General features: G+C 63.8%; 25 protein-coding genes and 1 tRNA gene. 19 read left to right on the top strand and 7 right to left on the bottom strand.

The annotated features are described in order from the left end of the window. Positions 1–59 precede the first annotated feature (59 nt). From AACH00_RS12880 to AACH00_RS12870, 3 genes are read left to right on the top strand one after another with little or no spacing between them, the layout of a single operon-like run. The gene (locus AACH00_RS12880; protein WP_423221935.1) at positions 60–1,313 is read left to right on the top strand and encodes a glutamate-5-semialdehyde dehydrogenase; all 1,254 of its coding nucleotides are present in this window, start codon (positions 60–62) and stop codon (positions 1,311–1,313) included. 17 nt (positions 1,314–1,330) lie between these two features. Further along, the gene (gene queC / locus AACH00_RS12875; RefSeq protein ID WP_341399549.1) at positions 1,331–2,077 is read left to right on the top strand and encodes a 7-cyano-7-deazaguanine synthase QueC; all 747 of its coding nucleotides are present in this window, start codon (positions 1,331–1,333) and stop codon (positions 2,075–2,077) included. A 1-nt stretch (position 2,078) separates the two neighbouring features. Further along, positions 2,079–2,642: a LemA family protein gene (locus AACH00_RS12870; RefSeq protein ID WP_341399548.1), complete on the top strand. Its 564-nt coding sequence runs from the start codon at positions 2,079–2,081 to the stop codon at positions 2,640–2,642. Here the strand turns inward: AACH00_RS12870 and AACH00_RS12865 are convergent, their stop codons facing one another. Together AACH00_RS12865 and folE are read right to left on the bottom strand one after the other, a co-directional pair. Beyond that, complete coding sequence (locus tag AACH00_RS12865; RefSeq protein WP_341399547.1) at positions 2,643–3,068, bottom strand: BLUF domain-containing protein; 426 nt, start codon at positions 3,066–3,068, stop codon at positions 2,643–2,645. It abuts the gene before it with no gap. Between the two features lie 2 nt (positions 3,069–3,070). Next, positions 3,071–3,772: a GTP cyclohydrolase I gene (gene folE / locus AACH00_RS12860; RefSeq protein WP_341399696.1), complete on the bottom strand. Its 702-nt coding sequence runs from the start codon at positions 3,770–3,772 to the stop codon at positions 3,071–3,073. Between the two features lie 149 nt (positions 3,773–3,921). On the opposite strand from folE, the gene rsmB reads away from it, so the two are divergent. From rsmB to AACH00_RS12835, 5 genes are all read left to right on the top strand, one after another. Next, a complete protein-coding gene (gene rsmB / locus AACH00_RS12855; protein ID WP_341399546.1) occupies positions 3,922–5,256 on the top strand; it encodes a 16S rRNA (cytosine(967)-C(5))-methyltransferase RsmB in 1,335 nt (444 codons plus the stop codon). Between the two features lie 122 nt (positions 5,257–5,378). Next, complete coding sequence (locus tag AACH00_RS12850) at positions 5,379–5,909, top strand: DUF4390 domain-containing protein (protein WP_341399545.1); 531 nt, start codon at positions 5,379–5,381, stop codon at positions 5,907–5,909. A gap of 27 nt (positions 5,910–5,936) precedes the next feature. Further along, positions 5,937–8,231 (top strand): sensor histidine kinase, encoded by a 2,295-nt coding sequence (locus tag AACH00_RS12845; RefSeq protein WP_341399544.1) that lies wholly within the window; start codon positions 5,937–5,939, stop codon positions 8,229–8,231. Between the two features lie 18 nt (positions 8,232–8,249). After that, positions 8,250–8,966, top strand: coding sequence for a response regulator (locus AACH00_RS12840; RefSeq protein ID WP_341399543.1), 717 nt, complete (start codon positions 8,250–8,252; stop codon positions 8,964–8,966). A gap of 38 nt (positions 8,967–9,004) precedes the next feature. Next, positions 9,005–9,080: transfer RNA gene (locus tag AACH00_RS12835), tRNA-Phe, on the top strand. Positions 9,081–10,063: 983 nt separating this feature from the next. On the opposite strand, the gene AACH00_RS12830 is transcribed toward AACH00_RS12835, so the two are convergent. Both AACH00_RS12830 and AACH00_RS12825 read right to left on the bottom strand, forming a co-directional pair. Next, positions 10,064–10,372 carry a hypothetical protein gene (locus AACH00_RS12830; RefSeq protein ID WP_341399542.1) on the bottom strand — a complete coding sequence of 103 codons (309 nt, stop codon included), beginning with the start codon at positions 10,370–10,372 and terminating at the stop codon, positions 10,064–10,066. Then, entirely contained in the window at positions 10,329–10,625 is a 297-nt protein-coding gene (locus AACH00_RS12825; protein WP_341399541.1) for a hypothetical protein, read from the bottom strand. The genes AACH00_RS12830 and AACH00_RS12825 overlap by 44 nt, the downstream gene beginning before the upstream one ends. A 92-nt stretch (positions 10,626–10,717) precedes the next feature. On the opposite strand from AACH00_RS12825, the gene AACH00_RS12820 reads away from it, so the two are divergent. From AACH00_RS12820 to bufB, 5 genes are all read left to right on the top strand, one after another. Further along, on the top strand, positions 10,718–11,980 hold the full coding sequence (locus AACH00_RS12820; protein WP_341399540.1) for an HNH endonuclease: 1,263 nt from the start codon (positions 10,718–10,720) through the stop codon (positions 11,978–11,980). 117 nt (positions 11,981–12,097) lie between these two features. Beyond that, a complete protein-coding gene (locus tag AACH00_RS12815; protein ID WP_341399539.1) occupies positions 12,098–12,475 on the top strand; it encodes a helix-turn-helix domain-containing protein in 378 nt (125 codons plus the stop codon). A 66-nt stretch (positions 12,476–12,541) separates the two neighbouring features. Beyond that, on the top strand, positions 12,542–13,882 hold the full coding sequence (locus AACH00_RS12810; protein WP_341399538.1) for a type II toxin-antitoxin system HipA family toxin: 1,341 nt from the start codon (positions 12,542–12,544) through the stop codon (positions 13,880–13,882). Between the two features lie 355 nt (positions 13,883–14,237). Continuing rightward, positions 14,238–14,516 carry a BufA2 family periplasmic bufferin-type metallophore gene (gene bufA2 / locus AACH00_RS12805; RefSeq protein ID WP_341399537.1) on the top strand — a complete coding sequence of 93 codons (279 nt, stop codon included), beginning with the start codon at positions 14,238–14,240 and terminating at the stop codon, positions 14,514–14,516. Positions 14,517–14,577: 61 nt separating this feature from the next. Further along, complete coding sequence (gene bufB, locus AACH00_RS12800) at positions 14,578–16,260, top strand: MNIO family bufferin maturase (protein WP_341399536.1); 1,683 nt, start codon at positions 14,578–14,580, stop codon at positions 16,258–16,260. A gap of 11 nt (positions 16,261–16,271) precedes the next feature. Here bufB and AACH00_RS12795 read toward each other — a convergent pair whose 3' ends face one another. Continuing rightward, a complete protein-coding gene (locus tag AACH00_RS12795) occupies positions 16,272–17,675 on the bottom strand; it encodes a HipA domain-containing protein (RefSeq protein ID WP_341399535.1) in 1,404 nt (467 codons plus the stop codon). Further along, on the bottom strand, positions 17,672–17,971 hold the full coding sequence (locus tag AACH00_RS12790; protein WP_341399695.1) for a helix-turn-helix domain-containing protein: 300 nt from the start codon (positions 17,969–17,971) through the stop codon (positions 17,672–17,674). Before AACH00_RS12790 ends, AACH00_RS12795 begins: the two co-directional genes overlap by 4 nt. 439 nt (positions 17,972–18,410) lie before the next feature. Here AACH00_RS12790 and AACH00_RS12785 point away from each other — a divergent pair, with 439 nt between their 5' ends. From AACH00_RS12785 to AACH00_RS12760, 6 genes are all read left to right on the top strand, one after another. Then, the gene (locus AACH00_RS12785; RefSeq protein WP_341399534.1) at positions 18,411–21,596 is read left to right on the top strand and encodes a DEAD/DEAH box helicase; all 3,186 of its coding nucleotides are present in this window, start codon (positions 18,411–18,413) and stop codon (positions 21,594–21,596) included. 79 nt (positions 21,597–21,675) lie between these two features. Further along, positions 21,676–22,671, top strand: coding sequence for an NUDIX hydrolase (locus AACH00_RS12780; protein ID WP_341399533.1), 996 nt, complete (start codon positions 21,676–21,678; stop codon positions 22,669–22,671). A 127-nt stretch (positions 22,672–22,798) separates the two neighbouring features. Then, a complete protein-coding gene (locus AACH00_RS12775; RefSeq protein ID WP_341399532.1) occupies positions 22,799–23,356 on the top strand; it encodes a cytochrome b in 558 nt (185 codons plus the stop codon). Positions 23,357–23,399: 43 nt separating this feature from the next. Then, positions 23,400–23,987, top strand: a complete 588-nt coding sequence (locus tag AACH00_RS12770; RefSeq protein WP_341399531.1) for a YceI family protein — start codon at positions 23,400–23,402, stop codon at positions 23,985–23,987. A 77-nt stretch (positions 23,988–24,064) separates the two neighbouring features. After that, the gene (locus AACH00_RS12765) at positions 24,065–24,634 is read left to right on the top strand and encodes a YceI family protein (RefSeq protein WP_341399530.1); all 570 of its coding nucleotides are present in this window, start codon (positions 24,065–24,067) and stop codon (positions 24,632–24,634) included. Positions 24,635–24,681: 47 nt separating this feature from the next. Continuing rightward, positions 24,682–25,290 (top strand): YceI family protein, encoded by a 609-nt coding sequence (locus AACH00_RS12760; protein ID WP_341399529.1) that lies wholly within the window; start codon positions 24,682–24,684, stop codon positions 25,288–25,290. 28 nt (positions 25,291–25,318) lie between these two features. On the opposite strand, the gene AACH00_RS12755 is transcribed toward AACH00_RS12760, so the two are convergent. Next, the gene (locus tag AACH00_RS12755) at positions 25,319–25,618 is read right to left on the bottom strand and encodes an antibiotic biosynthesis monooxygenase family protein (RefSeq protein ID WP_341399528.1); all 300 of its coding nucleotides are present in this window, start codon (positions 25,616–25,618) and stop codon (positions 25,319–25,321) included. Positions 25,619–25,717: the final 99 nt, after the last annotated feature.

Below are 25,717 nucleotides of genomic sequence, written 5' to 3'. Positions count from 1 at the left end.
GCCGGGCCGCATCCGGGATAATCCGGAGCATGAGCACCCCGCACGACATCCCTGCCTACATGGCCCAGATGGGCGCTGCCGCCCGCGAAGCCGCCACGGCCATGGCCCGGGCCAGCACCCGCGCCAAGAATGCCGCCCTGACCGAGCTGGCCCGCCTGCTGCGTGACGCCGGCGAGCCACTGCAGGCCGCCAATGCGGTGGACATTGCCGCTGCCGAGGCCAACGGCCTCGCCGGCCCGATGGTCGACCGCCTGCGCCTGCCGGCCAAGGTGATCGACACGGTCGCCGAGGGCTGCGACCAGCTCGCCGCCATGCCCGACCCCGTGGGCGAAATCACCGGCGTGAAGCGCCGCCCCACCGGCATCAGCGTCGGCCAGATGCGCGTGCCGCTGGGCGTGTTCGGCATGATTTACGAAAGCCGCCCGAACGTCACGATCGAGGCGGCGTCGTTGGCCATCAAGAGTGGCAACGCCTGCATCCTGCGGGGTGGCTCTGAAGCGCTGCATTCCAACCTCGCGCTGTGGAAGCTGGTGCAGCAGGCGCTGGTCTCGGCCGGCCTGCCCGCCACCGCCGTGCAGCTGGTGGAAACCACCGACCGCGCCGCCGTGGGCCGGCTGATCGCCATGCCCGAGTTTGTCGACGTGATCATTCCGCGTGGCGGCAAGGGCCTGATCGAGCGCATCAGCGCCGAGGCCAAGGTGCCGGTCATCAAGCACCTGGACGGCAACTGCCACACCTACATCGATGCGCAGGTCGACATCGCCCAGGCCCTGGTGGTGACCGACAACGCCAAGACCCAGAAGTACAGCCCCTGCAACGCCACCGAAAGCCTGCTGGTGCATGCCGACAGCGCGGCGGCCTTCCTGCCGCAGATCGGCGCCATCTTCGCGGCCAAGGGTGTGGAGATGCGCTGCGACGCCGCTGCCAAGGCCGTGCTGCAGGCGGTGCCCGGCGCCATGCTGGCCGACGCCACCGAAGCCGACTGGGCCGAGGAATACCTGGCGCCCGTCATCAGCGTGAAGGTGGTGGCCAGCCTGGATGAGGCGATCGCGCACATCAACCAGTACGGCTCGCACCACACCGACGCCATCCTGACCAATCACCACCCGAGCGCGATGCGCTTCCTGCGCGAAGTGGATTCGGCCAGCGTGATGGTGAATGCCAGCACGCGTTTTGCCGACGGCTTCGAGTACGGGCTGGGCGCCGAAATCGGCATCAGCACCGACAAGTTCCACGCCCGCGGCCCGGTGGGCCTGGAAGGCCTGACCTCGATGAAGTGGGTGGTGCTGGGCCAGGGCGAGGTGCGTTCGTGAGTACGCCGGCGGGCGCCGTGAACCCTGCAGCAGCCGCCGGTCGCAAGGCGCTGGTGCTGTTCTCGGGCGGGCAAGATTCCACCGTCTGCCTGGCCTGGGCACTTGAGCGATTCGCGCAGGTGGAGACGCTGGGCTTCGACTACGGCCAGCGCCACCGCATCGAGCTGGATTGCCGGCTGACCGTGCGCGAGCAGATCAAGCAGCAGTTTCCGCAGTGGGCCGCGCGCCTGGGCGACGACCATGTGCTGGATTTGTCGCTGCTGGGCCAGATCTCTGACACCGCGCTCACCAGCGAACGCGCCATCGAGCTGCAAGCCAACGGCCTGCCCAATACCTTCGTGCCCGGCCGCAACCTGCTGTTCCTCGGCTTTGCGGCCACGCTGGCGTACCGCCGTGGCGCCTCGGTGCTGGTGGGCGGCATGTGCGAGACCGACTATTCGGGCTACCCGGATTGCCGCGACAACACCTTGAAGGCGCTGCAGGTGGCGCTCAGCCTCGGGCTGGACACACCGATGACGCTGGAAACCCCGCTGATGTTCCTGACCAAGGCGCAGACCTGGGCCTTGTCGAAGCAACTCGGCGGTGACCAGCTCAACGAGTTGATTGCCGAACACACCCACACCTGCTACCTCGGCGAGCGTGGCGTGCGCCATGCCTGGGGCCACGGCTGCGGTGAATGCCCGGCATGTGCCTTGCGCGCGGCGGGCCATGCCGAATGGCTGGCCAGCACGGCTGTTCAGGCCGCCGTTCAGGCGGTTGGCTGAGATGGCCGCGCTGTGGCCTGACCTGTGGGACTGGCTGCTGCGCCTGGCGCTGCTGGCCGTGCTGATGGGCTGGATGGTGGGCGCCTACAACCGGCTGGTGCGGCTGCGCACGGCGCTGGTCACGGCCTGGGGCCAGATCGACGAATTGCTGACGCGCCGCTCGGCTGCGCTGGAGCCCATGATCGAAGCCCTGCGTGAGCCGATGGCCGCGGAGGCCAACACGGTGCAGGCGCTGGAAGCGGCCTTGCTGAAGCAGCAGGAAGCGGCGCGCACGGTGCGCGCCCGCCCGAGTGCGGCGGAAGCCTTGTCTGCGTGGGTGCTGGCCGAGAGTGAGCTGGGCTCACCGCTGGCGCGGGTGCAAGCCCTGGTGGAGCAGCACCCCGAGGTGGCGCACACCGACCCGGTGCGGCCGCTGCGCAAGCAGCTGGAAGAGCTGGGGCCGCGCATCGGGTATGCGCGGCAGGGCTTCAATGAGCAGGCCGATGCCTACAACGAGGCGATCCAAGCCTTCCCGACCCGCCTGCTGGTGGGCTTGTTCAGGTTCAAGCCCACCGCCCGGGTCTGATCAGGCCTGGCCCATGATGGCCGCGGTAGCCACCATTTCCTCGAACAGTGCGGCCGTGGCACGGCCCGACACGGCGTACGGATCGAGCGTGGCGGTTTCCGAGTACTTCAACAGCATCGCCGGGTTCAGGCGCGTCATGTTGACCTGGCCCATCGACCAGCCGGCGAAGCGCCGCTCGGCGATTTCCTCGTAGCTCAGCAGCGTCGCGTCGGTGTGGCGGGTGTCGCTGACGATCTTGTTGTAGAGCGCATTGACGGCTGCACGGCCGCCCTCCAGCACCTGGATGTAGATGCCGTCCGAGTAGCACAGCACACCCGTCACGCCGGCAGCCGGGTTGGTCTGCTTGGACTGTTTCAGGATGGTGAGCAGTTCGTCGTGCTGCACGGCATTGGCGGCGCGGCTCGCGTACATGAGGCGTACAAGCATGGTCAGTCCTTCTTGGAGAGCAACGACAGGAATTCGCGGCGCAGGTTCGGGTCTTTCAGGAAGGCCCCGCGCATCACGCTGTTGACCATGGCGGAGTCGGTGTCCTTCACGCCACGCCAGTGCATGCAGAAGTGGTCGGCTTCCATCACCAGGGCCAGGCCATCGGGCTTGACGCGCTCTTGCAGCACGTCGGCCAGCATGATGACGGCCTCTTCCTGGATCTGCGGACGCGACATGATCCAGTCGGCGATGCGGGCGTACTTCGACAGGCCGATCAGGTTCGAGTGCTCATTGGGCAGCACGCCGATCCAGATCTTGCCGATGATCGGGCACATGTGGTGCGAGCAGGCGCTGCGCACGGTGATCGGGCCGACGATCATCAGCTCGTTCAGGCGCGAGATGTTCGGGAACTCGGTCACGTCCGGCATCGGCTGGTAACGGCCGCGGAAGACTTCCTCGATGAACATCTTGGCCACGCGCTTGGCCGTTTCCTGCGTGTTGTGGTCGCTGCTGGTGTCGATCACCAGGGCCTTCAACACCTCGGCCATCTTGGCCTGCACTTCGGCCTTCAGCTCTTTCAGCTCACCCTCACGCACGAACTCGGAGATATTGTCGTTGGCGTGATAGCGGCGGCCGGCATTCACCAGCCGGTAGCGGATCCGCTCGGAAGCGGGCTGAGCGGACAGATCAGCTTCGTTCAACATCAATGCGCCGCGGCTCGGGGCGGCTTGTTCGGGCGTGTCTTGAGGCATGCCGTGGCTCCTGGGTCGCTGAGAGCGACCGTGCGGTGTCGGAACGCCGATTGTGGGCCAATCGCTTCGACCCTGTTGGGTGGGATGGTTAGACTCCTGCGGTGAATTCTCCTTCCCCTGCTTCCCCCCCGCTGTCGCGCCTGCTGGCGCTGACCGCTGACGCCGTGGCTGCCGTTCGTGGTGGCCGCTCTTTGACCGACGTGCTGGCTCAGGTGCCGGCGGTCTCTCGCCCCGGCACCCAAGCGCTGGCCTTTGCGGTGCTGCGCCGCCTGGGCAGCGCCACGGCTGCCCGCGAAATCCTGGCGCCACGCAACCCGCCTGCCGCCGTGGACGCGCTGCTGGTGTCGTCGCTGGCCCTGCTGTGGCCCGACGAAGCGCCGCCATACCCCGACCACACGCTGGTCGATCAGGCCGTGACGGCCGCGCGCAAGAAGGTGCCGGCCGCCGCGAGCTTCATCAACGCCGTGCTGCGCCGCTTCATCCGCGAGCGCGACGCCGTGGTGGCCCAGGCCGCCCGCCAACCCCAGGGCGCCTGGAACCACCCGGCCTGGTGGATCGACCGCGTCAAGGCAGATTGGCCCGCGCATTGGCAAACCCTGCTGACCGAAGCCCAGCGCCGCCCGCCGATGACGCTGCGGGTGAATGCCCGGCGGTGCAACGTGGCCGACTACCTGGCGCGCCTGAGCGCCGAGGGCATCAGCGGCCACGCGGTGGAGGGCGCCGGCCTGGAGCAGGCCATCGTATTGACCCAGCCCTGCGGCGTGGACCGCCTGCCGGGCTTTGCCCAGGGCGATGTGTCGGTGCAGGATTTGTCGGCCCAGCGTTCGGCTGCACTGCTGATCGGCGCGGGCCTGGCCCCGGGCGCGCGGGTGCTGGACGCCTGCTCGGCCCCCGGCGGCAAGACCGCACACGTGCTGGAGCTGGCCGACGTGGACATGCTGGCGCTGGACACCGACGCCACCCGCCTGACCCGCGTGCAGCAAACGCTGGAGCGCCTGGGCCTGAACGCCCGCACCCGCGCTGCCGATGCCCGCAACGTGGCCAGCTGGTGGGACGGCGAGCTGTTTGACGCCGTGCTGCTGGACGCCCCGTGCACGGCCTCGGGCATCGTGCGGCGCCACCCCGACATCCGCTGGCTGCGCCGGCCTGACGACGTGGCCGCGCTGGCCCGCACCCAGGCCGAGCTGCTGGACGCGCTGTGGCCGCTGGTCAAGCCGGGCGGTGTGTTGCTGTATGCAACCTGCTCCATCTTCCGTGACGAGGGCGACCATCAAGTCGATGCGTTTTTGCAACGACACGCCGCGGAAGGCCTCCGGGTCAACCCGGAATCACCGGGGCATCTGCTCCCGCTCGCCGACAATCCCCAGCACGCCGCCGCGGCCAGTCTGGCTGACGGCTTCTACTACGCGCTGCTGCGCAAGCCTGATCGCCACTGAGCCCACCCGTGAGTTGTACCGAGACGGTTTCTGGATGCTCCGGCCACCGTGTCTGTACGCGAGTGGCCGTTTGGCGTGCCTGTCTCACGCAGGTCTTCGCGCGGGGCCTTGCGCGGGTCTTGATGCCGCTGGCGCTGCTCTTCAGCCTGCTGCTGGCGGTGCCGGCGCAGGCGCAGTCCATTGACCTGCTCTCACTCGAAGCGTCCCGGCAAGACAGCCAGGGCATCAGCATCGACTTCGATGTGCGCCTGAGCTTGAGCAAGGCGGTGGAAGAAGCGCTGCACCGCGGCGTGCCGCTGTACTTCACGGCGCAGGCCAATGTGTATCGGGGGCGCTGGTACTGGCGCGACGAGCGCGTGTCTCGGGCCAGCCGCAGCTGGCGCGTGGCCTACCAGCCACTCACGTCCAGCTGGCGGGTCAGCTTCGGCGCGCTCAGCCAGAGCTTTCCGACGCAGCAGGCCGCCATGGCCATGATTTCCCGTGTCAGCCGCTGGAAGATCGCCGAAGCCGATCAGGTGGATGCCGGTGAGCGCTACTACCTCGAGTTCAGCTACCGCCTCGACAGCTCGCAGCTGCCGCGGCCGATGCAGCTGGACCTGGCTGCCCAGTCTGACTGGCGGCTGGCGGTGGAACGCACCCTCAAGATTGATTGACCTGACCGCGTCACTCGCCCACGCACCATGAAAACTTCGTCCCGCTGGGGTTGGGGCATTGCGGTGCTCGCGGTGTCGGGCATGGGCCTGGTGCTGGCGTTTGTGCTGTCGCTGCTCACCCAGGGGCCGATGCAGTACGAGCGCCACATCGGCTGGCTCTTCTGGGTGAACGTGGCGGTGGCCACGGTGCTGCTGCTGGTGCTGGCCGGCGCGGCGGTGCGTTTGTTCCTGCGGGTGCGGCGCGGCAAGTTCGGCAGCCGCCTGCTGCTGAAGCTGGCGGGCATCTTTGCGCTGGTGGGCGTGCTGCCCGGCGCACTCATCTACACGGTGAGTTATCAGTTCGTCTCGCGCAGCATCGAGGCCTGGTTCGACAGCCGCGTGGAAAACGCGCTCGATGCTGGCCTGGCGCTGGGCAAAGGCACGCTCGATGCGCTGTCGGTAGACCTGGCCACGCGCACCCGCAATGCCGCTGACCGGTTCGCCGAGCCGGGCAACCCGCCGGAATTGCTGTCGCTGGAACGGCTGCGTGACCAGCTGGGCGCGCAAGAGGTGTCGCTGCTTACCGGCAACGGCCAGCTGCTGCTGACGGTGGGTGGCAGCGCGGCGATTCCGGTGGAGCGGCCCTCGGTGGCCATGCTGCGCCAGGCGCGCAACAACCGCTCGGCCAGCCAGCTCGAAGGCCTGGAGGACGACACCGTGGGCGGCGCGCCGCCGGTGCTGGCGGGTGACGGCCCGCAAGGCCGCGTGCGCGCGGTGGCCTGGATCCCCAATGGCCAGATCGCCATCACCGGCAGCTCCGAGCGCTATCTGATGGTGGTGCAGCCGCTGCCCCGCGCGCTGACCAGCAATGCACTCATCGTGCAGGCCGCGTACCGCGAATACCAGCAGCGCATGCTGGCGCGTGACGGCCTGCGGCGCATGTACATCGGCACGCTGACGCTGTCGCTGGTGCTCTCGGTGTTCGGTGCGGTGCTGCTGGCGTTTGTGCTGGGCCGACAGCTGGCGCGGCCGCTGCTGCTGCTGGCCGAAGGCATGCGCCAGGTGGCCGCGGGCGACCTGGGCGTGAAGCCGGTGATGACCTCACGCGACGAGCTGGGCGGCCTGACCCGCAGCTTCGCCGACATGACCCTGCAACTGGGCACCGCGCGTGAGCAGGCCGAGCGCGGCGTGCGCCAGCTGGAGGCTGCGCGCACCCGGCTGCAGACCATCCTCGACAACCTGAGCGCCGGCGTCATCATGTTTGACCGCCAGCGCCACATCGACACCGTGAACCCCGGCGCCACGCGCATCCTGCGCGCGCCGATGTCGGCGTGGGTGGGCCGTGATCTGGCCGATGTGCCCGGCCTGGCGGACTTTGCCGTGGCCGTCTGGCAGCGGTTTGATTTGCACCAGAGCCACCCGGAAGACGGCGAGCGCGACCTGTGGCAGGAGTCCTTCGAGCTGCAGGTGGGCGACCGCGACGACAGCATCACGCTGCTGGTGCGCGGCGCCATGCTGCCCGGCCAGGCGCGGCTGATGGTGTTCGACGACATCACCGAGGTGGTGTCGGCGCAGCGCTCAGCCGCGTGGAGTGAGGTGGCGCGGCGCCTGGCACATGAGATCAAGAACCCGCTGACGCCCATCCAGCTGTCGGCCGAGCGCTTGCAGCACAAGCTGGAATCGAAGCTGAGCGAGCCCACCGACCAGACGCTGCTGGTGCGTTCGGTGGCCACCATCGTCAACCAGGTGCAGGCGATGAAGCAGCTGGTGAATGAGTTCCGCGACTACGCGCGCCTGCCCGCCGCGCAGCTTCAGGCGATTGATCTGAACGGCTTGGTGAACGAGGTGCTGGCGCTGTATGGCGATGATGTTGACAAGGGCCGGCTGCAGCCGCGCCTGCAGGCTGCGCTGCCCAACATCCGGGGTGACGCGACGCAGTTGCGGCAGGTCATTCACAACCTGCTGCAGAACGGCCTGGACGCCGTGACGGGGCGCGAAGATGGCCGCGTGAACATCACAACCGAAGCCGAATTCCACGAGGATGGGCGGCTGCGCGTCGTGCGACTGAAAGTGTCGGACAATGGCTCCGGATTTGGCGAGAAGGTGCTCAAACGCGCCTTCGAGCCGTATGTCACCACCAAGAGCAAAGGCACGGGCCTCGGGCTGGCGGTGGTTAAAAAGATCGCCGACGAACACGGCGCGCGAGTACGCATCGTCAATCTTCCATCGCAGCACGGGGAAGACGATGTACCGGGAGGCGCGCAAGTTTCGTTATCATTTTCGGGCTTCACTGAACAGAGGAATCCTGCGGTGGCGAGTTCCCCAGACCCACGGGGCGTTTGAACACCGTTGTGAGCATCCATGGCAACGATACTTGTAGTCGACGATGAGATGGGCATTCGTGCCCTGCTGTCGGAAATCCTGACCGACGAAGGCCACACCATCGAGCTGGCCGAGAACGCCGCCCAGGCGCGCAGCGCCCGTGAGCGCGTCCGCCCCGATCTGGTGTTGCTCGACATCTGGATGCCCGACGTGGACGGCATCACCCTGCTCAAGGAGTGGGGCGCCACCGGCCAGCTGAACATGCCCGTGGTGATGATGAGCGGCCACGGCACCATCGACACCGCCGTGGAAGCCACCAAGTACGGCGCCACCGCCTTCCTTGAAAAGCCCATCACGCTGCAAAAGCTGCTGCGCGCCGTGGAGCAGGCCCTGGCCCGCACCCCGCCCAAGCCGCCCGCACCCGCCGTGCTGGCCAACGCGCCGATCATCAGCAGCTTCCGCGGCCCCGACGTGAGCCTGACGGTGGAAGCCGCCATGACCGGTGGCCTGGGCCTGCCGGCCAGCATGCCGGTTGACCTGGGCCCGCAGTCGGAACAGAGCTTCGACCTCGACCGCCCGCTGCGCGAAGCGCGCGACGCCTTCGAGAAGAGCTACTTCGAATTCCACCTCGCCCGCGAGAACGGATCGATGACCCGCGTCGCCGAAAAGACCGGGCTGGAACGCACCCACCTGTACCGCAAGCTCAAGCAACTCGGCGTTGACTTGTCTCGCAACAAACGCGGCGGTGTTGCCTGAGGCTTTAAAGTAGTGCTATACTGCTAGCTTCAGCAGATGGCCTGGTAGCTCAGTTGGTAGAGCAGCGGATTGAAAATCCGCGTGTCGGTGGTTCGATTCCGCCCCAGGCCACCAATAGAATCAATGACTTAGCCCGGCCCGCAAGGTTGGGCTTTGTTGTTTCTGGGCTTCGTGTAGCAGCCAGTACTCGAAAGTGGTGGGCTACTATGCCTGCGAAGGGGATGAGTACATGCACTTGGCCGCGTCTAAGCGCCACCTAGGCGCCTATGTCTCAGGGTTGGCAATTCTGTTGCTTAGCACTATGGCAACAGCAGCCGATTGGTCAAACTGCTCAAGTGAGTTGGACAGCTTGCGACGACGAGCCAGCGACGCCTCATCTTCGGCACAGGCGGCTGACTACGCAGCACAGTACGTCAAGCGCGCTGAGGGCGACCTTCGACAGTGCTTGCAATTCCCGGAGGCTTTCGACCTTATGCGTGACCGCTGCCAGAGCAAACGCAGCGAGTATGAGTCGAAACGGTCCTCCTACAACTCACAATTAGGAGACCTGCGCAGCAAAATGGAAGACGTTGACTCCAAGATTCGCAGCATCAATGACGCGTGTGGCCCCTCACTTGCCACGAATCTTGCAGATCCGCCAACGGTTCCGGCTGGTGTTAATCGACCTGTGCTGTGCGCCGTCTATTTGGGGTACAAGGGAAAGTTGCCGATTCAAAAGCTAGTGGAGACGTGTTCTACATAAATGCCGGCCGACGAATGCAGGCGGTGTCTTCAGTAGCTCTGCCGAGAGACCTATTTGTCTTGGGGATTCGAAGAAAGTAGTCGAGCCAATTCCCGCAATAGTCCAAGAGCCCCCTTCTAGGCGTTACGCGATGCAGTTGCCGCGCCCTCATCGCTTCTTGGACCGGTTGATTTTTCCCAACGCGGCCATGCTCGGATGCGCTCTGCCTGCCGTGCGCGTTGCTCGTGTGTCCAGCGTTTGGCTGCCATTCGTGCGGTCCCCTGATAGTTCGTTCGGCGCAGAAGCGGTTTCCCCCGGGCACGCGCTCGCGCACACCTACGCGGAATGTGCGAAATGCCCGGCCCGGCCCCATTGTTCACTTGCTGCTGCCCCCGTTGTTGATGTTGGCTTGACGTGCAAAGACTATGGGCGGGTTCTTGATGGCGGCAGGCGTTTCAAAGGTTGCCCGGGATTGGCTCTGCGCCATGAGTGCCAATCGCATGTAGGTTTCCATCGCGCCTATGTGCGTGCCTATGTTCAGCGCAGCCCGCCGGGCCGTCTCTGAAAACACCGTGTTGAGCACCAGCGCCTGAGCCTTCAAGACGCGCTCTGCGTTTGACAGGACGCCCCGATTCACAACCTCACCGGCCGCTTGCAAGGACTCCACCATCTCGGTGATGGACACGGGGTGTCTCCTTGAAGCCCTTGACCCCTTGGCAGGGGTTGGGCGCGTCGGTACAGCCCCACTCCCAAGCCTTGTTGATCAAGTGGCTGAGCAGGGCCTTCTCTCGGTTGGCATGCGTCTTGGCTTGCTCACCTCGTTTGTCCAGGTAGCCGCGCGCGTGATGCTGCTCTATGGCCTCGATCAGCATGTCGCCGAAGAGGGGATGAAGGTTACGCAGTTCTTTGAGGTTGCCGCTTTGGGTTCTGGCCGCCATGCCGCCTTACTTCCGGCCGTGGCTTGGAATTCACCTACATAGATAAACTGTGTCATAACCTCAGTAATGCGGTCGCAATTCAATAGGCGAGGATGAACAACATGAACTTTGATGAGTTTGCTGCGCAGTTTGGGCACAAGAGCGATTTCGTTCGGAACATTCCGCAAGGTCAACGCGCAGCCTTCCAGGTCGCTGCCACAAGGCTACACGATGCGGGATTTGACTGGTACGTGGCCGATGGAGACCTTTGCTTTGGGGTCAAGCCCGCGGACACCCCCCAAGCGTGGTTACGAGCGGGTCGATTTTGGAGCGACTACACATTGACGATCAATGTGAGTCGCACACAGCGGAACCCTTTGCCGCCGGAGATCGTGGCCCGCCTGACGGGGTCTGGTGGGGTGACAGATGAAGGCGGCACTCGCGTGCGCTTCAGCATCGATGAGTTCGAGAAACTCGTCGGCAACGATGACTTCCTCGATACCCTGGCGGAGTTCTGTGGCGTGTCTGAAGTCGAAGGCCTGTGGCCCACGCCTCGTCAGCCGTTGCAAGGTCGGCTCACCGAAATTACGTCAATGCAACAGGTGTTCGCCGGAACCAACGCGAAGTTAGCAGTAGTTCAACGCCTGACGCTGAACCCCTCGAACCGTAGGGCGCTCAAGGATGGCTTTACTTGGCATTGGCCGATGCCGAGCGTGGAGCCTGACTTGGTGGTTCTTCATTTCAAGGGAAAGCAGCGCCGAGAAGTTTGGGTAGGCAACTATCACGGTACAGAGCCGGCACGCGACGGGGACAAGCTGTTCGAGCTTCACGTCGACAGGTTTCGACTTGTTGGAGTCCACTTCCCCGATAAAGTCGATGACAGTGCGTTGTATGGCGGCGAGGCCGGCGGCGGCTCTCGAATCTACGTAAAAAACGAACGGATGAATGAGGCTGATAGCCCCCCCATTCCTCCCGACGAGATCAAGATGGCCTTGACGCAGGTTCGCCAAGGCCAACAACGATTCAAGCAGATGTTGAAGGAGTTATGGGGCACCAAGTGCGCGGTGAGCGGCTGTAGCGAGGAGTCCGTGCTAGAAGGGGCGCACATCACTCCCTACGCGATAGGTGGCGGCTACTTGTACTCCAACGGGCTCCTGTTGCGCGCCGACATACACGCGCTCTACGATGCGTACCTGCTCTCGATAGACGCCGATGGAATGGTGCATGTGGCGAATTCGGTTCAAGAAAAGGTCTACAAGGATCTTGCGGGACAGTACCTCCACTTGCCTAGAACGCATTGGCCCGAAAGGTTGGCCAATGCGCTAAGAGAGCGCCACACGAATTTTCTCGAGAGACAAGGAGCGGTGACGCAATAGGCCCGTCTCCGTAACCGCGCCAAGTTGCTGTGCACGCGGCATCGCCTTAAGGCGATTTCTTGCCTTAATCGTATTAAGGCGATATGCTGTGGAAATCACCGCTAGCCGATAAAATTTATGGACTATCCCGTCCAGTTCTCCAGCCAGTTGCAACTGCAGCTCAAGTCGTTGCGCAAGTCGCGACAGATGACGCAGGCCGAACTCGCCCGGCGTCTGGGTGTCGTGCAGTCTCGCGTGGCTGACATCGAGCGCAACCCCGGCGCCGTGAGTGTGGAGCAGTTGCTGCAGATCTTGGCCATGCTGGGTGCGCAGATGGTGGTTCGCGAAACCGCCGCCGTGCCCTCGGTAACAAAGGTGACTATCGACGTGGATGTGCATGCGCAAGCCAAATCGACGACCGCGGTCGAACTGGCCACCGGGAACAATTCGGCCCTACCGACGGCCGCTGCGCCGCCGTACTGCCCACCTGATAGCGAGCCACGAGGCCAATGGTGAGCAGCGTGCAGCCCATGCCCAGCGCCATGCGAATAACCCGGAACGACAAGTCCCAAGGGGTCCGCCATGGCTGAAGCACATGAGCTCTGGGTCTGGATGAACGGTGAGCGCGTGGGCACGTGGCAGCGCACCCGCACCGGCGGCCATCGCTTCGTCTACGAGGCATCTTGGCTCACATCCGCGCGGGTGCGGCCCCTATCGCTGTCGCTGCCCATCACGCCCGACCGGGCTGTGACAGGATCGGTCGTAGCCAGCTACTTCGACAACCTTCTGCCTGACGACGATCGCATCCGGCGACGTGTGAGCGCGCGCTTCCAAGTTGGTTCGACCGACGTGTTCGATCTGCTACAGGCTATCGGCCGTGACTGCGTCGGTGCCGTCCAATTGCTGCCACCAGAGCAGCCACCGACAGGTTTCGACCGGGTTGAGTACGAGGTCATGGACAACCAAGCTGTCGCCCAGCACCTGCGCGGTGTCGCTGCCGAGCCAGGCCTGGGAGCAGACCAGGACCCCGACGACCTGCGCATCTCCATTGCAGGAGCACAGGAAAAGACCGCGCTGCTGCAGGTCGATGACCAGTGGTGCCGACCGCTCGGCGCAACTCCGACGACGCACATCCTCAAACTGCCACTGGGGCTGGTGGGTGGTCGCCGCCTGGACCTCACGCACTCGGTCTATAACGAGTGGATGTGCGCGCAGCTACTGCGGCAACTCGGCCTGCCCGTGGCGACCACCGATATCGCCACTTTCGGCGATGAAACCGTGCTCGTGGTCGAACGCTTTGACCGGCAGTGGTTGCAGCAGCCTGATACCTCGCACTGGATAGCGCGCATCCCGCAGGAGGACTTCTGTCAGGTGCTGGGTCGAGCTTCGCAAGAGAAGTACGAGAGCCACGGCGGGCCGGGAATGGCCCAGTGCCTGCAAGTGCTTCAAGGCAGCCAAGCCGCTGCTGCCGACATCCGCCACTTCCTTTGCGCTCAGCTGGCTTTCTGGCTGCTGGCGGCCACCGATGGCCACGCCAAGAACTTCTCCATCTTTCTGCTGCCCGGTGGCGGCTACCGGATGACGCCGCTGTACGACGTCATCTCGGCATGGCCGGTCATCGGCCACGGGCCGAATCTGGTTGCTTTGCAGGAAGCCAAGCTTGCGATGGCAGTGCGCTCGAAGAATGTCCATTACGAGCTCGACCGTATCCAGGCGCGCCATTGGCACGGGCTGGCCCAACGCAGCGGGGCAGAAGGCGTCTGGGAGGCCATGCAAGCGATGGTGGCCAGGGTGGAGACTGCCATCGAAGCAGTGCAGTTGCTGCTACCGGCAGGGTTTCCCGAGCGCACGGCTCAGGCCATCTTCGAGGGTTTGCGCCGGCAGACCCGGGTATGGGAAGCCGGAGTGTCGGGGCTGGCGTAGATGCGATAGGCCACTGTCACGGTATTGGCTTGTGGGGGGGGCCCTTTCCGCCTCTGCCGCCAAGAGATTCAAGGGGCAGGCTTGTAACGAGCTCGCCCCCTTTGTTTTCTGTGAGCAAAACCAGAGATCACCGGCCTGAGTCGACTTCCCGTCGTCGCGCTCTGTCCTGCATCGCTGCAATCCTTAGCAGTGTGATTCGCCGACGTGCAAGGCTGGGACGACCTGCGCGAATGCGGCGAGCCCCAAACATTTTTCGCCACGCCCTGTAAGGCCAGGCCGGTCTCTCCGACTGAAGAAGGACCGCAGCATGCGTTGGCTTGCGGCGGCAACTTCAACTCACCACCCGGAGATTCCCATGTCGATTCAATCTGCTTCCGCTTTCCTGCTGGCTGCCAGCGCACTGGCCCTGGCTACCGCTGCTGGCGCTGTCGAAGCCCCGAAGGGCTCGTCGGGCAAGGCCGTTGGCGCTGCTGACACCGTGCATTGCTACAACGTCCACGACTGCAAGGGTAACAGCGACTGCAAGACCGCGGAGCACGCTTGCAAGGGCCAAAACGCCTGCAAGGGCCACGGCTTCAAGGCCGTCACCGCCAAGGCCTGCTTCGACCAGAAGGGCACCATCGGCGATCTGTGATGTGCTGATGCTTCCAGGCCTCCCGCACCTCCGGGAGGCCCGTTTCCCTTGAAAGCCCGTCATGCAGTCACCCCCGCTGGCCCCCGGCCCCCACCGCGTTTCGCCAGGTTTTGGACTGGGCCTTCGTACGCCCCATTACGCTGACTTTCTGGCGGGCCGCCAGGCGGTGGACTGGCTGGAAGTCATCACCGACAACTTTCTGGTGGACGGCGGCAAGCCGCTCGTCGTGCTGGACACCTTCCGGCGCGACTACCCCATTGCCCTGCACGGCGTGGCCATGTCGCTGGGCTCGGCCGATGGCGTGGACACGGCCTATCTGCGGCGCGTGAAGCAACTCGCTGATCGCATCGACGCGATGTGGGTGTCTGACCACCTCTGCTGGACTGGCCCGCTCGGCCAGCCCCTGCATGATCTTTACCCGCTGCCCTACACCGAAGAATGCGCCCGGCTGCTGGTGAACAACATCCGCCAGGCGCAAGACGTGCTGGGCCGCCGCCTGGTGCTGGAGAACGTGTCCAGCTACGTGCGCTTCAGCGCCTCGGGCGTCAGTGAATGGGACTTCCTGGCGCACCTGGCCATTGAGGCCGATTGCGAGCTGCTGGTCGACGTCAACAACATCTACGTCAGCAGCGTCAACCACGGCTTCGACCCCGTTGACTACCTGCGCGCGCTGCCTGCCGAGCGGGTGCGGCAGGTCCACCTCGCGGGTCATTCGCGCAGCGGTGATTTCATCATCGACACCCACGACCACCCGGTGTGCCCGGAAGTGTGGGCGCTCTATGCCCAGGCGTGTGTGCTCTACGGCCCGACAGCCACCATGATCGAGCGCGACGACCACATCCCGCCGCTGTCTGACCTGCTGGCCGAGCTGCAGCACGCGCGCGATGTGGCCGCTGCGCACGGCGCCGTGAATGCCGCGCCTGATCAAGCCCGCGCGCCTGCATTGCGATTCCCGCCGGCGGCTGCATCTGCCAACCCGCTGGCGCTGGGGCCAACGCAGCAACTGGTGGCCGGCCTGGTGCTGGGCCCGCAACCCGACCACGTGCCCGCCGCGCTGGATGCCCCCGGCCCCCTGCCTGCGCTGCGTGGCCTGGAGATTTATCACAACGCCTACCGCAGCCGCTTGGTGGAGGTGCTGGCCGACCACTACGCCAAGACCGTGCTTTACACCGGCAGCGACACCTTTGATGAACTGGCGCGCGACTACGTTGAGCGGCACGCGCCCCAAGGCCATCACCTGGGCCGCTATGGCGACCAATTTGCCGCGCACCTGGCGCAGGCCTACCCCAGCTACCCGGCGTTGCATGAGCTGGCCGAACTGGAGTGGGCCTTGCGCGCCGTGTTTGACGCAACCGACCAGCCGGCGTGGGACTTGGCACGGGTGCAGCGCATGGGCGCAGACGCCTGCTTGACCCAATGGCCGGTGCTGCACCACACCGTCCGTTTCCTCACCCAGCGCACCAACGCGATCGCCATCTGGAAGGCCATTGCCGACGATGTGGACGTGCCCGAGGCGCAACTGCGCGATCAACCCGCCACCGTGATCGTCTGGCGCTGGGGACTGCAGCCGCATTTCAGTGGCCTGGACGCGGACGAAGCTGAGTTCCTGCAGGCCTTGGCGGTGCCCGAGCGCAGCATTGCCGACGTCGCTGAAACCCAGATTGGCAACCAGCGGCTCAGTGACCCGGCGAAGCTGGGGCAGTGGCTGCATCGGTGGTGGGAGCAGGAGTTGTTGCGGGCGTGAGCCTCAAGGCGCTACAAGAACTTGGCCTTGACCTTGGTGGCTTCGTCTGCGAGCGCGACCAACCTCGCGGCCTGCCCGACCACGAAATCGCGGAGTTGAGCCGCAAAGGCGCGCTCACTCTCGTCGACGTACTCCTCTGCCAGGGCCTGCGCGGGCGCGTGTTCCACCACCAGCTTGGCCAGCCGCGTCGCCTCGCGTTTCAACAGCTTTCTGTCGATGCCGCACCGTTGTGCAAAGTCTGCCAAATTAAAAGCGCCTACCTCTTCCAGCAAGAAGGCGTCGCCCCAGGCCATGGCCAGCTCATGGCTGATGCCGGCGTACTGAACCACGCTGACCAGGTCGTACCAAGGTGCTGGCTCAAGACCCTCGCGGCTGACGAAGAATGAAAAGTTCTTGCCGTGCGCGTCGCAATTGCCAATGAGGAACTGGAACAAGGCCCACCGAAGCAGGGTCATGCGGGCCGCGGCCTTGTTGATGGTTTGGTCAACGCGCTCAAACAGCATCTCGAAGCTCACGCCCTCGCGGATGTGGCGCACATGCTCGCCATTCCCGAGGTTCCGCTCGTACTTGCCGCTCTCTGGCAGATCAGAAGCTTGGGCCGCATCGATGATGTGCAGCCGCCGCACGGAAGGCGCACCATTGCCATGCGCGGCGCCCGCGGCTGCGCCTTGCACGAGCGCACGGTCGAAGCGACGAACGACGAGCACTGGCCTCGGCGTTCGATAGATGCTGACTTCGGCAACAGGCAGATTCATGCGCCGCGCCAGACACATGCAGAAGTGCTCATTGACGACCAAGTGCGGCGTGATCGGACGAGCCGGATCGGGCTTCAGGATGTGCGTGGACGCCAAAGGTGGCTCAACGAGAAACAGGCGCCCGCCGTCGTTCAAAGGCCGGTCAAGGTAGACCATCAACTTGTCCTGCACACCGGCAATGGACATGCGCACCTTGCCGTCCCAAACCGCCAGTGGCATCTGGTCGAGCGAGGCCAACCGCTGGTCCAGTTCTTCACGGGTCACCTCACGCGCCGGTTTGGCGGCCACAGCGGGCGGCACGTCATCCGAGCGCCAGAACCGGAACGCCCCGGTCGTCTCTGTGCCGAGCGCGGTGATGAGCGCGTAGATGTTCGACTTCGAGATGCGGTAGGTTGTGGCTGTGACGTCGAGCGCGCGGCCTTCAGGCAGCAGGTTCTCCACGAAGCGCTTCACGCTACCGACGGCATAGCCGCCGCTCAAAGGCTGAAATGGCAGAGCGGGAGACAGCGGAAATGAGCTTGGCGCGGCCATCCAATCCGGGTCGTAATCCAGTGACCACCGGTCATTCAGTGCGTCGTAGCCCAAGGTCGCGACCTTCCGGTCATCTGCCCAAAGGTGCAGCGCATGCGGGGCAGCGGCAACGTCAGCTGGATCGGTCATGGCTGCTCCGGCCGGTTGGCGCTGTCGCGCGTGATGGACTGCATCGTTGGATGGTCCTTCGGGCCCAGCACGAGCGTGAGCCCCAGGCTGTCCAGCACAGCCAGCAGTTTGTCCAGCCGCACCGAGCCTTTGCTGTTCTCCAGGCGAGAGAGCAGATCCACCGAGACACCGCTCAACGCGGCCGCATCATCAATGCGCAGCGACTGCGCACGTCGACGTTGGCGGATGACCGGACCCAGCGCGTTTGCGTCACTGAGGCGCAAGAGCTCGGGCGAGACGGGAGCACTGGACGTCATTTCGGAATTCCCGGGATGGTGGGCGAGAGGAGCGCCCGCAGGGGCGTGTTCCTTGAATTCCGAAATCATGACATATGTAGTCAACTTCGACACCAGAATTCATGGAATTCCGAAACTTGGGCCTCTGGTTAGCGCTTCGTCAGAGGTCTGCAACGATCGCGCGGACAAGGCGCTGCGCCCACTGGCGACAACGAATCGAGGTGCGTACGGAGCAGGCTGCCGCCTGTGCAAGGAGCTTGCCTTGGGCGCCTGAAACGCTTTGCGAACGGTCGAAGATGCTTCGTGAACTTGACCGTCAGCTCACCCCTCGCTGTAGCCAGATAAACAGGCGCAGGTCTTCATGCAGGTCTGGCACTTTGCGGATAGCATCTGCCGCGAAGGTATCTCGGAAGATGCTGAGTTTTATTCCTAATATCAAATAGCAGGGCGGAGAGAAGAAATGGCCAGTGTGTTGCCTGACGGCCGGTACGACCTGTTGCTTACCGAAGGGCTGTCGAAACTGATCGACGGTCTCGATGCGAAGCGTTCTGATGTTGAGTTAATCAAGGGTGGCGCGGCGAACCTACTAGCCGATGAGCTCGCCAGACAAATCTCAAAGGCACTGGAAGATGTGTCTGGAAATGGTTCTGAGCAGGCTCACCAACAACTTGAATTGGTCAATGGACTTCTGGTCGCCCTGAGGCGGCGTTTATCGCCCATCAATGCCGACAATTTAGCGGAAACTGAAGGGGAGGTCATCAACTTGATCTCATCGCCGCTCCGTGTTTTGCGTGCAGTGCAGCGAAATCAGCAGTTCACCACGCCGCCGGAATTAGGGCTGTCCATACCTTGGCTGTTTACTGCAGGCAAGGGCTCGCCTTCTTTGTTGCAGGAGATTCGACGTGAGCTAGCATCCAGCGACAGCGTTGACATCTTAGTCAGCTTCATTACCGTTTCTGGCGTACGAAAGCTTCAAGATGTCTTGCGGCAAATCACTGCGACGGGGGCGTCGTCCGAAGGCCGTGAAAAAGCCAAATTGAAGATTCGTATATTAACGACGACCTATACCGGTGCCACTGAGGCGAGAGCGCTTGATGAACTGGCCAGCCTTCCTGGCTGTGAGGTTCGAGTTTCGCTTGATGGGCGACGAACCAGACTGCATGCCAAGGCGTGGATATTTCATCGCAAGACCGGCTTTGGATCCGCCTACGTGGGTAGTGCGAATTTGTCAGGTGCAGCACTATCCGGTGGGCTGGAGTGGACGGTCAAGATGACGCAGCGCGCGCAAGAACCGATCTTCGCGCGTGCGGTTGCTCACTTCGAAACACTATGGGCAGATGCCGAGTTCCAGCGGTACGACCCCAGCAACGAAGAGCATAGGCGTGCGCTGATACAAGCCCTGGGCCAACAGTCATTCGCAGGGGGCTCTCAAACTGCCGTCAGCTTCTTCGACCTAGTACCAAAGAGCTATCAGTCTGAAATGCTGGAGCAACTGGCTTCGGAACGAGCGCTCGGTCGTAACCGTAACTTGCTGGTTGCCGCAACCGGAACAGGCAAGACGATGGTGGCTGCTTTCGATTACCGGATTACTTGCCGAACAGTTGGGGGTCAACCGGGTCTCTTGTTCGTCGCACATCGTGAGGAAATTCTGCAGCAGGCACTGCGCACTTATCGCGAAGTGCTGCGCGACCCTGAATTTGGCCAGTTATTGACTGGCCGACACGAGCCAACCAATTTCCGGCACATCTTCGCCACCATTGATAGCCTATCAAGTCGCGATTTGGTCAACACGCTCGGCGAGACCTACTGGCATACCGTCGTCGTGGACGAGTGCCATCGACTGGGTGCTGAGCGCTTGAATGCATTTGCTACCACCATTCGGCCGGACATCTTTTTGGGCCTGACTGCGACACCTGAGCGTAGCGATGGACAGCCAATCTCCCAGCACTTTCAGTCCCGGCCAGACGGAAGCCCGGCGGTGGAGTTGCGACTGTGGCACGCACTGGATCTCCAGCTATTGGCTCCCTTTGAGTACTACGCCTGCGACGACGCGACAGATTTTTCTTCGGTGCCTTGGGATAAGCCTGGCGAGCGGGATGCCCTTGATGTCCTCGTCACAGGTAACGACGTCAGAGCCAAGTTGGTGGTGAATGAATGGCGGAGACTCTCAGCTAACGCGAGAAACTCGCGTGCCATCGTTTTTTGCGTGTCCGTTAAACACGCTGAGTTCATGACCAGTTGCCTCAATCATGCTGGATTGCCTGCAGCATGCGTTGTCGGCAGCACAGACATGGACGAACGGCGCAAGGCGCCAGCACGCTTGGAAAGCGGTGAGCTTTGCGCGTTGGTCACGGTAGATCTCTACAACGAGGGCGTCGACTTACCCATGGTCGATACCTTGCTCCTACTACGCCCTACCCAAAGTCCGGTTCTTTTTCAGCAGCAAATTGGGCGCGGACTTCGGCTGTCAAAGGATAAAGAGAGTTGTTTGGTGCTGGATTTCGTGGGGCAGCATCGCGCCGATTTCAGATTTGATCGACTACTTTCTGGTTTGACAGGACTGTCTAGACGCGAGTTGCTCGATGGGGTTGGCGAGGGATTTGGGAGCTTGCCTCCCGGCTGTCATATTCACTTGCAGCCAAAGACGCGAGAACAGGTATTGAATGGATTAAGAACATTAACGACGCAGAATTGGCGGCGCCTGACCACCGAGCTTCAAACGTACGTAGTGTTGAAAGGTCGGACGGACATTCGTCTGTCAGACTTTCTACGAGAGCAAGCGTTGGACCTGGATGATGTCTATCGCTCGAGTACTGGTTCGGCGAAAAGCGGATGGACAGCGCTGCGGCGAGAAGCTGGCCTCTTGGCGTCTGAGCCTGGACCTGAGGAGGCCTACTTCAGTCGTCGTTTCGGGGATCTCTTGCATATCGATGATCCCGTCCGATTGGCCACCTTGGCTGATGTTGCTGCACCTAACTATTCCCCTTTGACGCTGGACACCACTGCAAGCATTGCCGCACAGATGTTGGCCTATCAAGTTGATGGCCAGCATTCGCAGATTGCTGACCATCAAGAGTTCACTCAGCGAATTCATGACCATCCGTCGATTGCCGCGGAATTGGCGGAATTGACGGCGATGTTGCAGTCGCGCGCGACATTGGGCGCCTCGCGGATCGCGGGTCTGGAAGACACGCCACTGTGCCTACACGCTGCGTATGGCATCCGCGAAATTTTGACTGCGGTGGGTTGGTGGACCTCAACTCGGCGAGTTCCCACTCAAGCAGGGGTATTGGCACTGGCGAAGCGTAAAGTCGAGCTGCTTTTTGTGACTCTCGACAAGAGTGAGGGTTATCACGACGGCATCGCCTACCGGGACTACGCGATAAGTACGGATAGATTCCACTGGCAATCTCAAAACTCGGCCGGGCCCGACACCAATAATGGTCGCCGATACATTGAAAGTGCAACCAATGGCTGGCAGTTTCAACTCTTTGTCCGGCAGAAGAAGGGCACTCCCTACAGGGCCTGCGGACGAGTGCAGATGGTTTCAGTAGAGGGCGATCGTCCAATGAGTATCGAGTGGCGGTTGGAGTCGCCGTTGTCTGCGGCCTTGTTTCGGGAGTTCAGCGTTTTGCGTGCCGCTTGATGCGGGGAATGGCTACATCACGTTGCCTGGCGTGAAGCCTCCAAACGAACGGTCAACCAACGTACGCGAAACTCCCGCCATGCCCCCGCCCGCAACTCGCCTCTGGCCCTCCCTCCCCGCCGCCCGCCACACCCCCCACCCCCGCGTGCCCTTCCAGGTCGCGCACTTGGGCCAGGTGTTCACCATCGGCAGCATCCCCGCCGCTGAGCAGGCCTGGCTGCTGGCCACCTCCGCCGGGTGGGCCGCTTCGGCCACCATTCAAACCGCCTCAACAGTGCTCAGCCCCACCGCGTCTGGCGCGTTGTGCCTGAACTTGCCGGCGCCTGAGCGCCAAGCCTGGTTCACCCACATCGGCCTCGCGCTGCGCCAATCCGGCCGCATTCGCGCCTGGCGCGATGAGCTGTACGCGCTGTTCGCCCTGCCTGGCCACCCGCCTGAAGAGGCCGGCGAAAGCGCCGAAACGTCCGCCGCCAACGCCCAGCCGCCCCTGCTCGCCCACATCGAACGTGCCACCGCGCGCTTCTGGGGCAGCCTCACTTTCGGCGCGCATGCCAATGGCTATGTGGCCGATGCGGTGGGGCGGCCGGTGCAGGTGTGGGTGGCGCGTCGCTCGCTCACCAAGCCCACCGATCCGGGCATGCTCGACAACCTGGTGGGCGGCGGTGTGCCGCTGGGGCAAACGCCCTCTGAGGCGCTGCTGCGAGAGGCCTGGGAAGAGGCCGGCCTGTTGCCGCACCAGTTGCAGGCGGTGCAGCGCGGCAGTGCCTTGCACATCGAGGCGGACATTCGCGAAGGCCGGCAGCTGGAGTGGCTGTACGTGTTTGATGTGCCGCTGCCCGCCGGGCTCACGCCCGTCAATCAAGACGGGGAGGTGGCCGGGCTGGAGTGCCTGCCGGTGGCTGAGGCCCTGGCCCACGCTGCGGCCGGCCGCATGACGACGGATGCGTCATTGGCCATGCTGGATTTTGGTCTGCGTCACCAGCTGCTGGCGGCTGACGCGCCAGAGGCCGCCGCCCTGCGTGCCTTGGCTGTGCCGGCACCTCAGGCCGCGTGGTTCGACCCCGCCTGGGGGTGAGTTCCTTCAAACCAACTGAACCCCGGCCTCAATTGGGCTGAACCGCGAATCATTGGTGTTTGCAGACACTGGCGTCCTGATTCAAGTCGGTGTCATTCACGACAGCGACTTTGCAAGGAAGCCCAAAGTGAGCAACTCCACCATCCTCAACACCACCACCCAGCGCTACAGCGGCGTGGCCATTGCCCTGCACTGGCTGCTGGCGCTGGCCATCGTGGGCGCGTTCGGCGTCGGCATCTACATGACCGACCTGCCCATGTCGCCCGCCCGCCTGAAGCTCTACAACTGGCACAAGTGGGCCGGCGTCACGATCCTGGCGCTGTCGGCTGCCCGCCTGCTGTGGCGCCTCACGCACCGCCCGCCGGCTGACGTGCCGGGCCCGCGCTGGCAGCAAGTGGCTGCCCACGGCACCCACCACCTGCTCTACGTGTTGTTCTTCGCCGTGCCGCTGGTGGGCTGGGCTTACAGCTCTGCAGCCGGCTACCCCATTGTCTGGTTCGGCGTGCTGCCGCTGCCTGATTTCGTGCCGAAGGACAAGGCGCTGGCCGAGCTGATCAAGCCTTGGCACGAGACGCTGGCCTGGGCCATGGCCGTGCTGGTGGTGCTGCACATCGCTGCGGCCCTGAAGCACCACTTCATCGACCGCGATGGCCTGATCAACCGCATGCGTTTTGGTGGCCGCTGAACGCCGCGCCGCCCGCAGCTCAACCATTCAAGGTGAACCAACCATGACCGTTTCTTCCAACACCTGTTTCCTGCAACGCAGCCTGGCCACTGGCCTGCTGGCCCTGTTGACCGCTGGCGCCGCTTTTGCCCAGCAGAAGATCGTGCCGGCCCAGAGCGAAATCAGCTTCACCTCGCGCCAGATGGGCGTGCCGGTGGACGGCAAGTTCCGCAAGTGGGATGCGCAGATCGCCTTTGATCCGAAGAAGCCCGAGGCCGGCAAGGTCAGCTTCACCATCGACACCGCCAGCGCCGCGTTCAGCGTGCCGGAAACCGATGCAGAGGTGTCCAAGCCCGCGTGGTTCAGCGTGGTCAAGTTCCCGCAGGCCCTGTTCCAGTCGACCAGCATCAAGTCGGCCGGCGCCGGCAAGCTGGAAGTGGCGGGCAAGCTGACCATCAAGGGCAATGTGCGTGACGTGGTGGTGCCGGTGGCACTCACCCAGGCCGCAGGCACCACCACGGCCGCCGGCAGCTTCGTCATCAAGCGCCTCGATTTCAAGATTGGTGAAGGCGATTGGGCCGACACCTCGATGGTGGCCAACGACGTGACCGTGAAGTTCAAGCTCGCAGTCACCGGCGTGGCACCGCTCTGACGCCGCTCGCTGTTTCAACGATTCAAGCGTTTCCTTCTCACCTCTTTCTTTCACCCAACCCCTTTTCGGAGTTCCCCATGAAGCCGTTCCTCTTCGCCGCAGCCCTGCTGGCCACCGCAGCCACCGCACAAGCGCAATCCGCCACCTACGCCATCGAGCCGACGCACACCTTCGTCACCTTCGAGATCAGCCACTTCGGCACCTCGACGAACCGCGCCCGCTTCGACAAGAAGGAAGGCACCGTGCAGCTGGACAAGGCCGCCAAGACTGGCAAGGTTGATCTGACGATCGACATGACCGCCATCAACTCGGGCACCGGCGCGTTCGACACGCACCTGAAGAGCGCCGAAATCCTGGACGCCGCCAAGTACCCGACCGCCAAGTTCGTGGCCGACAAGTTCACCTTCAACGGTGACAAGGTTGCTGAAGTGGCTGGCCAGCTGACGCTGAAGGGCAAGACCAACCCGGTCACCCTGAAGGCCACCAACTTCAACTGCTACACCAACCCGATGTTCAAGCGCGAAGTTTGCGGCGGCGACTTCGAAGGCACGCTGACCCGCAGCCAGTTCGGCGTGGACTACGGCCTGAACTGGGGCTTCCCTGACGCCGTGCGCCTGGTCATCCAGGTCGAAGCGATCAAGCAGTAAAGACAGCGACGCCGGACAGGCCGGCAGGTTCATGTCACTATCGGTGCATGAACCGCCGCATCCTGTGCCATCGTCAACTCGTCAAAGCCGCGCTGGCCCTCCTGGGGGCTGCCGCGGCTTTGCCGTTGATGGCCGCGCCACAGCGCTACCGGCTTGACCCGGCACACAGCTTCGCCACCTTCGAGGTGATGCATTTCGGCACGTCCACCCTGCGGGGCCGGTTCGGGCCGCTCACCGGTGAGGTGATGCTGGACGTGGCGGCGGGCCGCGGCGAGGTCGGGCTGACGATCGACACCAGCCAGGTCAACACCGGGGTGCGCATGCTCGACAGCCGCCTGTGCGCGGCTGACCTGCTCGACTGCGAGGGCTTTCCGCAGGCCTACTTTGTGGCGCGGCCCTTCGAGGTGTCGGCCGACGGCCGAGTCACCAGCCTGCGCGGCGAGTTCACGCTGCGCGGCGTGTCAGAGGCGCTCACGCTCACGGCCACGCAGTTCGGCTGCTACACCCAGCCTGAAAGCCGCCGCCGGGTGTGCGGTGGTGATTTTGTCGGCGAGATTCGCCGCAGCCGCTTCGGCGCCACGTTCGGCTTGCCGCTGGTGGGCGACACGGTGCGGCTGGTGGTGCAGGTGGAAGGCGTGGCGGCCGAGGCGCCCTGAAGCGCCCCGAGCCATCCTTCCAGCGCTGTCAGGACTTCGCCAGCAGGTCGAAGTGTTCCACCACCGGTGCGCCGGCAAAGAACGGACCGACGATGGCGCGCCATTCGGCAAACGCAGGTGATTTGCGGAAGCCCACCGTGTGGTCTTCGAGCGTGTCCCAGAAGATCTGCAGGATGTAGCGCTCTGGGCTTTCGATGCCCTTGTTCACCTTGAAGCCACGAAAGCCCGGGCTGTGCGCAATCACGGTGGTCAGGCCACGCTGGATGGCTTCGTCAAAGGCGGCTTGCTGGCCCGCGTGAATGCGGATGTCGGCCAGTTCAAGAATCATGGGGTGTCTCCAGCGAGGGGTGTTGGGTGGTTGCAGCCCCCGAGTTTGCCACCCGTCGATAATTGCGTTTTGCACACGCCCCACGGAGCCTTCCTTGAA

It is taken from the genome of Ideonella margarita, from assembly GCF_038066635.1.
GTDB lineage: Bacteria > Pseudomonadota > Gammaproteobacteria > Burkholderiales > Burkholderiaceae_C > Ideonella > Ideonella margarita.
This window is presented reverse-complemented; position numbering and strand designations above follow the sequence as displayed.

Excerpts from the sequence above, each read along its gene's own strand:
- AACH00_RS12880 (WP_423221935.1), top strand. The coding sequence starts at position 60 with ATGGCCCAGATGGGCGCTGCCGCCCGCGAAGCCGCCACGGCCATGGCC.
- AACH00_RS12870 (WP_341399548.1), top strand. The coding sequence starts at position 2,079 with ATGGCCGCGCTGTGGCCTGACCTGTGGGACTGGCTGCTGCGCCTGGCG.
- AACH00_RS12865 (WP_341399547.1), bottom strand. The coding sequence starts at position 3,068 with ATGCTTGTACGCCTCATGTACGCGAGCCGCGCCGCCAATGCCGTGCAG.
- folE (WP_341399696.1), bottom strand. The coding sequence starts at position 3,772 with ATGTTGAACGAAGCTGATCTGTCCGCTCAGCCCGCTTCCGAGCGGATC.
- AACH00_RS12850 (WP_341399545.1), top strand. The coding sequence starts at position 5,379 with ATGCCGCTGGCGCTGCTCTTCAGCCTGCTGCTGGCGGTGCCGGCGCAG.
- AACH00_RS12845 (WP_341399544.1), top strand. The coding sequence starts at position 5,937 with ATGAAAACTTCGTCCCGCTGGGGTTGGGGCATTGCGGTGCTCGCGGTG.
- AACH00_RS12840 (WP_341399543.1), top strand. The coding sequence starts at position 8,250 with ATGGCAACGATACTTGTAGTCGACGATGAGATGGGCATTCGTGCCCTG.
- AACH00_RS12825 (WP_341399541.1), bottom strand. The coding sequence starts at position 10,625 with ATGGCGGCCAGAACCCAAAGCGGCAACCTCAAAGAACTGCGTAACCTT.
- AACH00_RS12820 (WP_341399540.1), top strand. The coding sequence starts at position 10,718 with ATGAACAACATGAACTTTGATGAGTTTGCTGCGCAGTTTGGGCACAAG.
- AACH00_RS12815 (WP_341399539.1), top strand. The coding sequence starts at position 12,098 with ATGGACTATCCCGTCCAGTTCTCCAGCCAGTTGCAACTGCAGCTCAAG.
- AACH00_RS12810 (WP_341399538.1), top strand. The coding sequence starts at position 12,542 with ATGGCTGAAGCACATGAGCTCTGGGTCTGGATGAACGGTGAGCGCGTG.
- bufA2 (WP_341399537.1), top strand. The coding sequence starts at position 14,238 with ATGTCGATTCAATCTGCTTCCGCTTTCCTGCTGGCTGCCAGCGCACTG.
- bufB (WP_341399536.1), top strand. The coding sequence starts at position 14,578 with ATGCAGTCACCCCCGCTGGCCCCCGGCCCCCACCGCGTTTCGCCAGGT.
- AACH00_RS12795 (WP_341399535.1), bottom strand. The coding sequence starts at position 17,675 with ATGACCGATCCAGCTGACGTTGCCGCTGCCCCGCATGCGCTGCACCTT.
- AACH00_RS12790 (WP_341399695.1), bottom strand. The coding sequence starts at position 17,971 with ATGACGTCCAGTGCTCCCGTCTCGCCCGAGCTCTTGCGCCTCAGTGAC.
- AACH00_RS12785 (WP_341399534.1), top strand. The coding sequence starts at position 18,411 with ATGGCCAGTGTGTTGCCTGACGGCCGGTACGACCTGTTGCTTACCGAA.
- AACH00_RS12780 (WP_341399533.1), top strand. The coding sequence starts at position 21,676 with ATGCCCCCGCCCGCAACTCGCCTCTGGCCCTCCCTCCCCGCCGCCCGC.
- AACH00_RS12770 (WP_341399531.1), top strand. The coding sequence starts at position 23,400 with ATGACCGTTTCTTCCAACACCTGTTTCCTGCAACGCAGCCTGGCCACT.
- AACH00_RS12765 (WP_341399530.1), top strand. The coding sequence starts at position 24,065 with ATGAAGCCGTTCCTCTTCGCCGCAGCCCTGCTGGCCACCGCAGCCACC.
- AACH00_RS12760 (WP_341399529.1), top strand. The coding sequence starts at position 24,682 with ATGAACCGCCGCATCCTGTGCCATCGTCAACTCGTCAAAGCCGCGCTG.
- AACH00_RS12755 (WP_341399528.1), bottom strand. The coding sequence starts at position 25,618 with ATGATTCTTGAACTGGCCGACATCCGCATTCACGCGGGCCAGCAAGCC.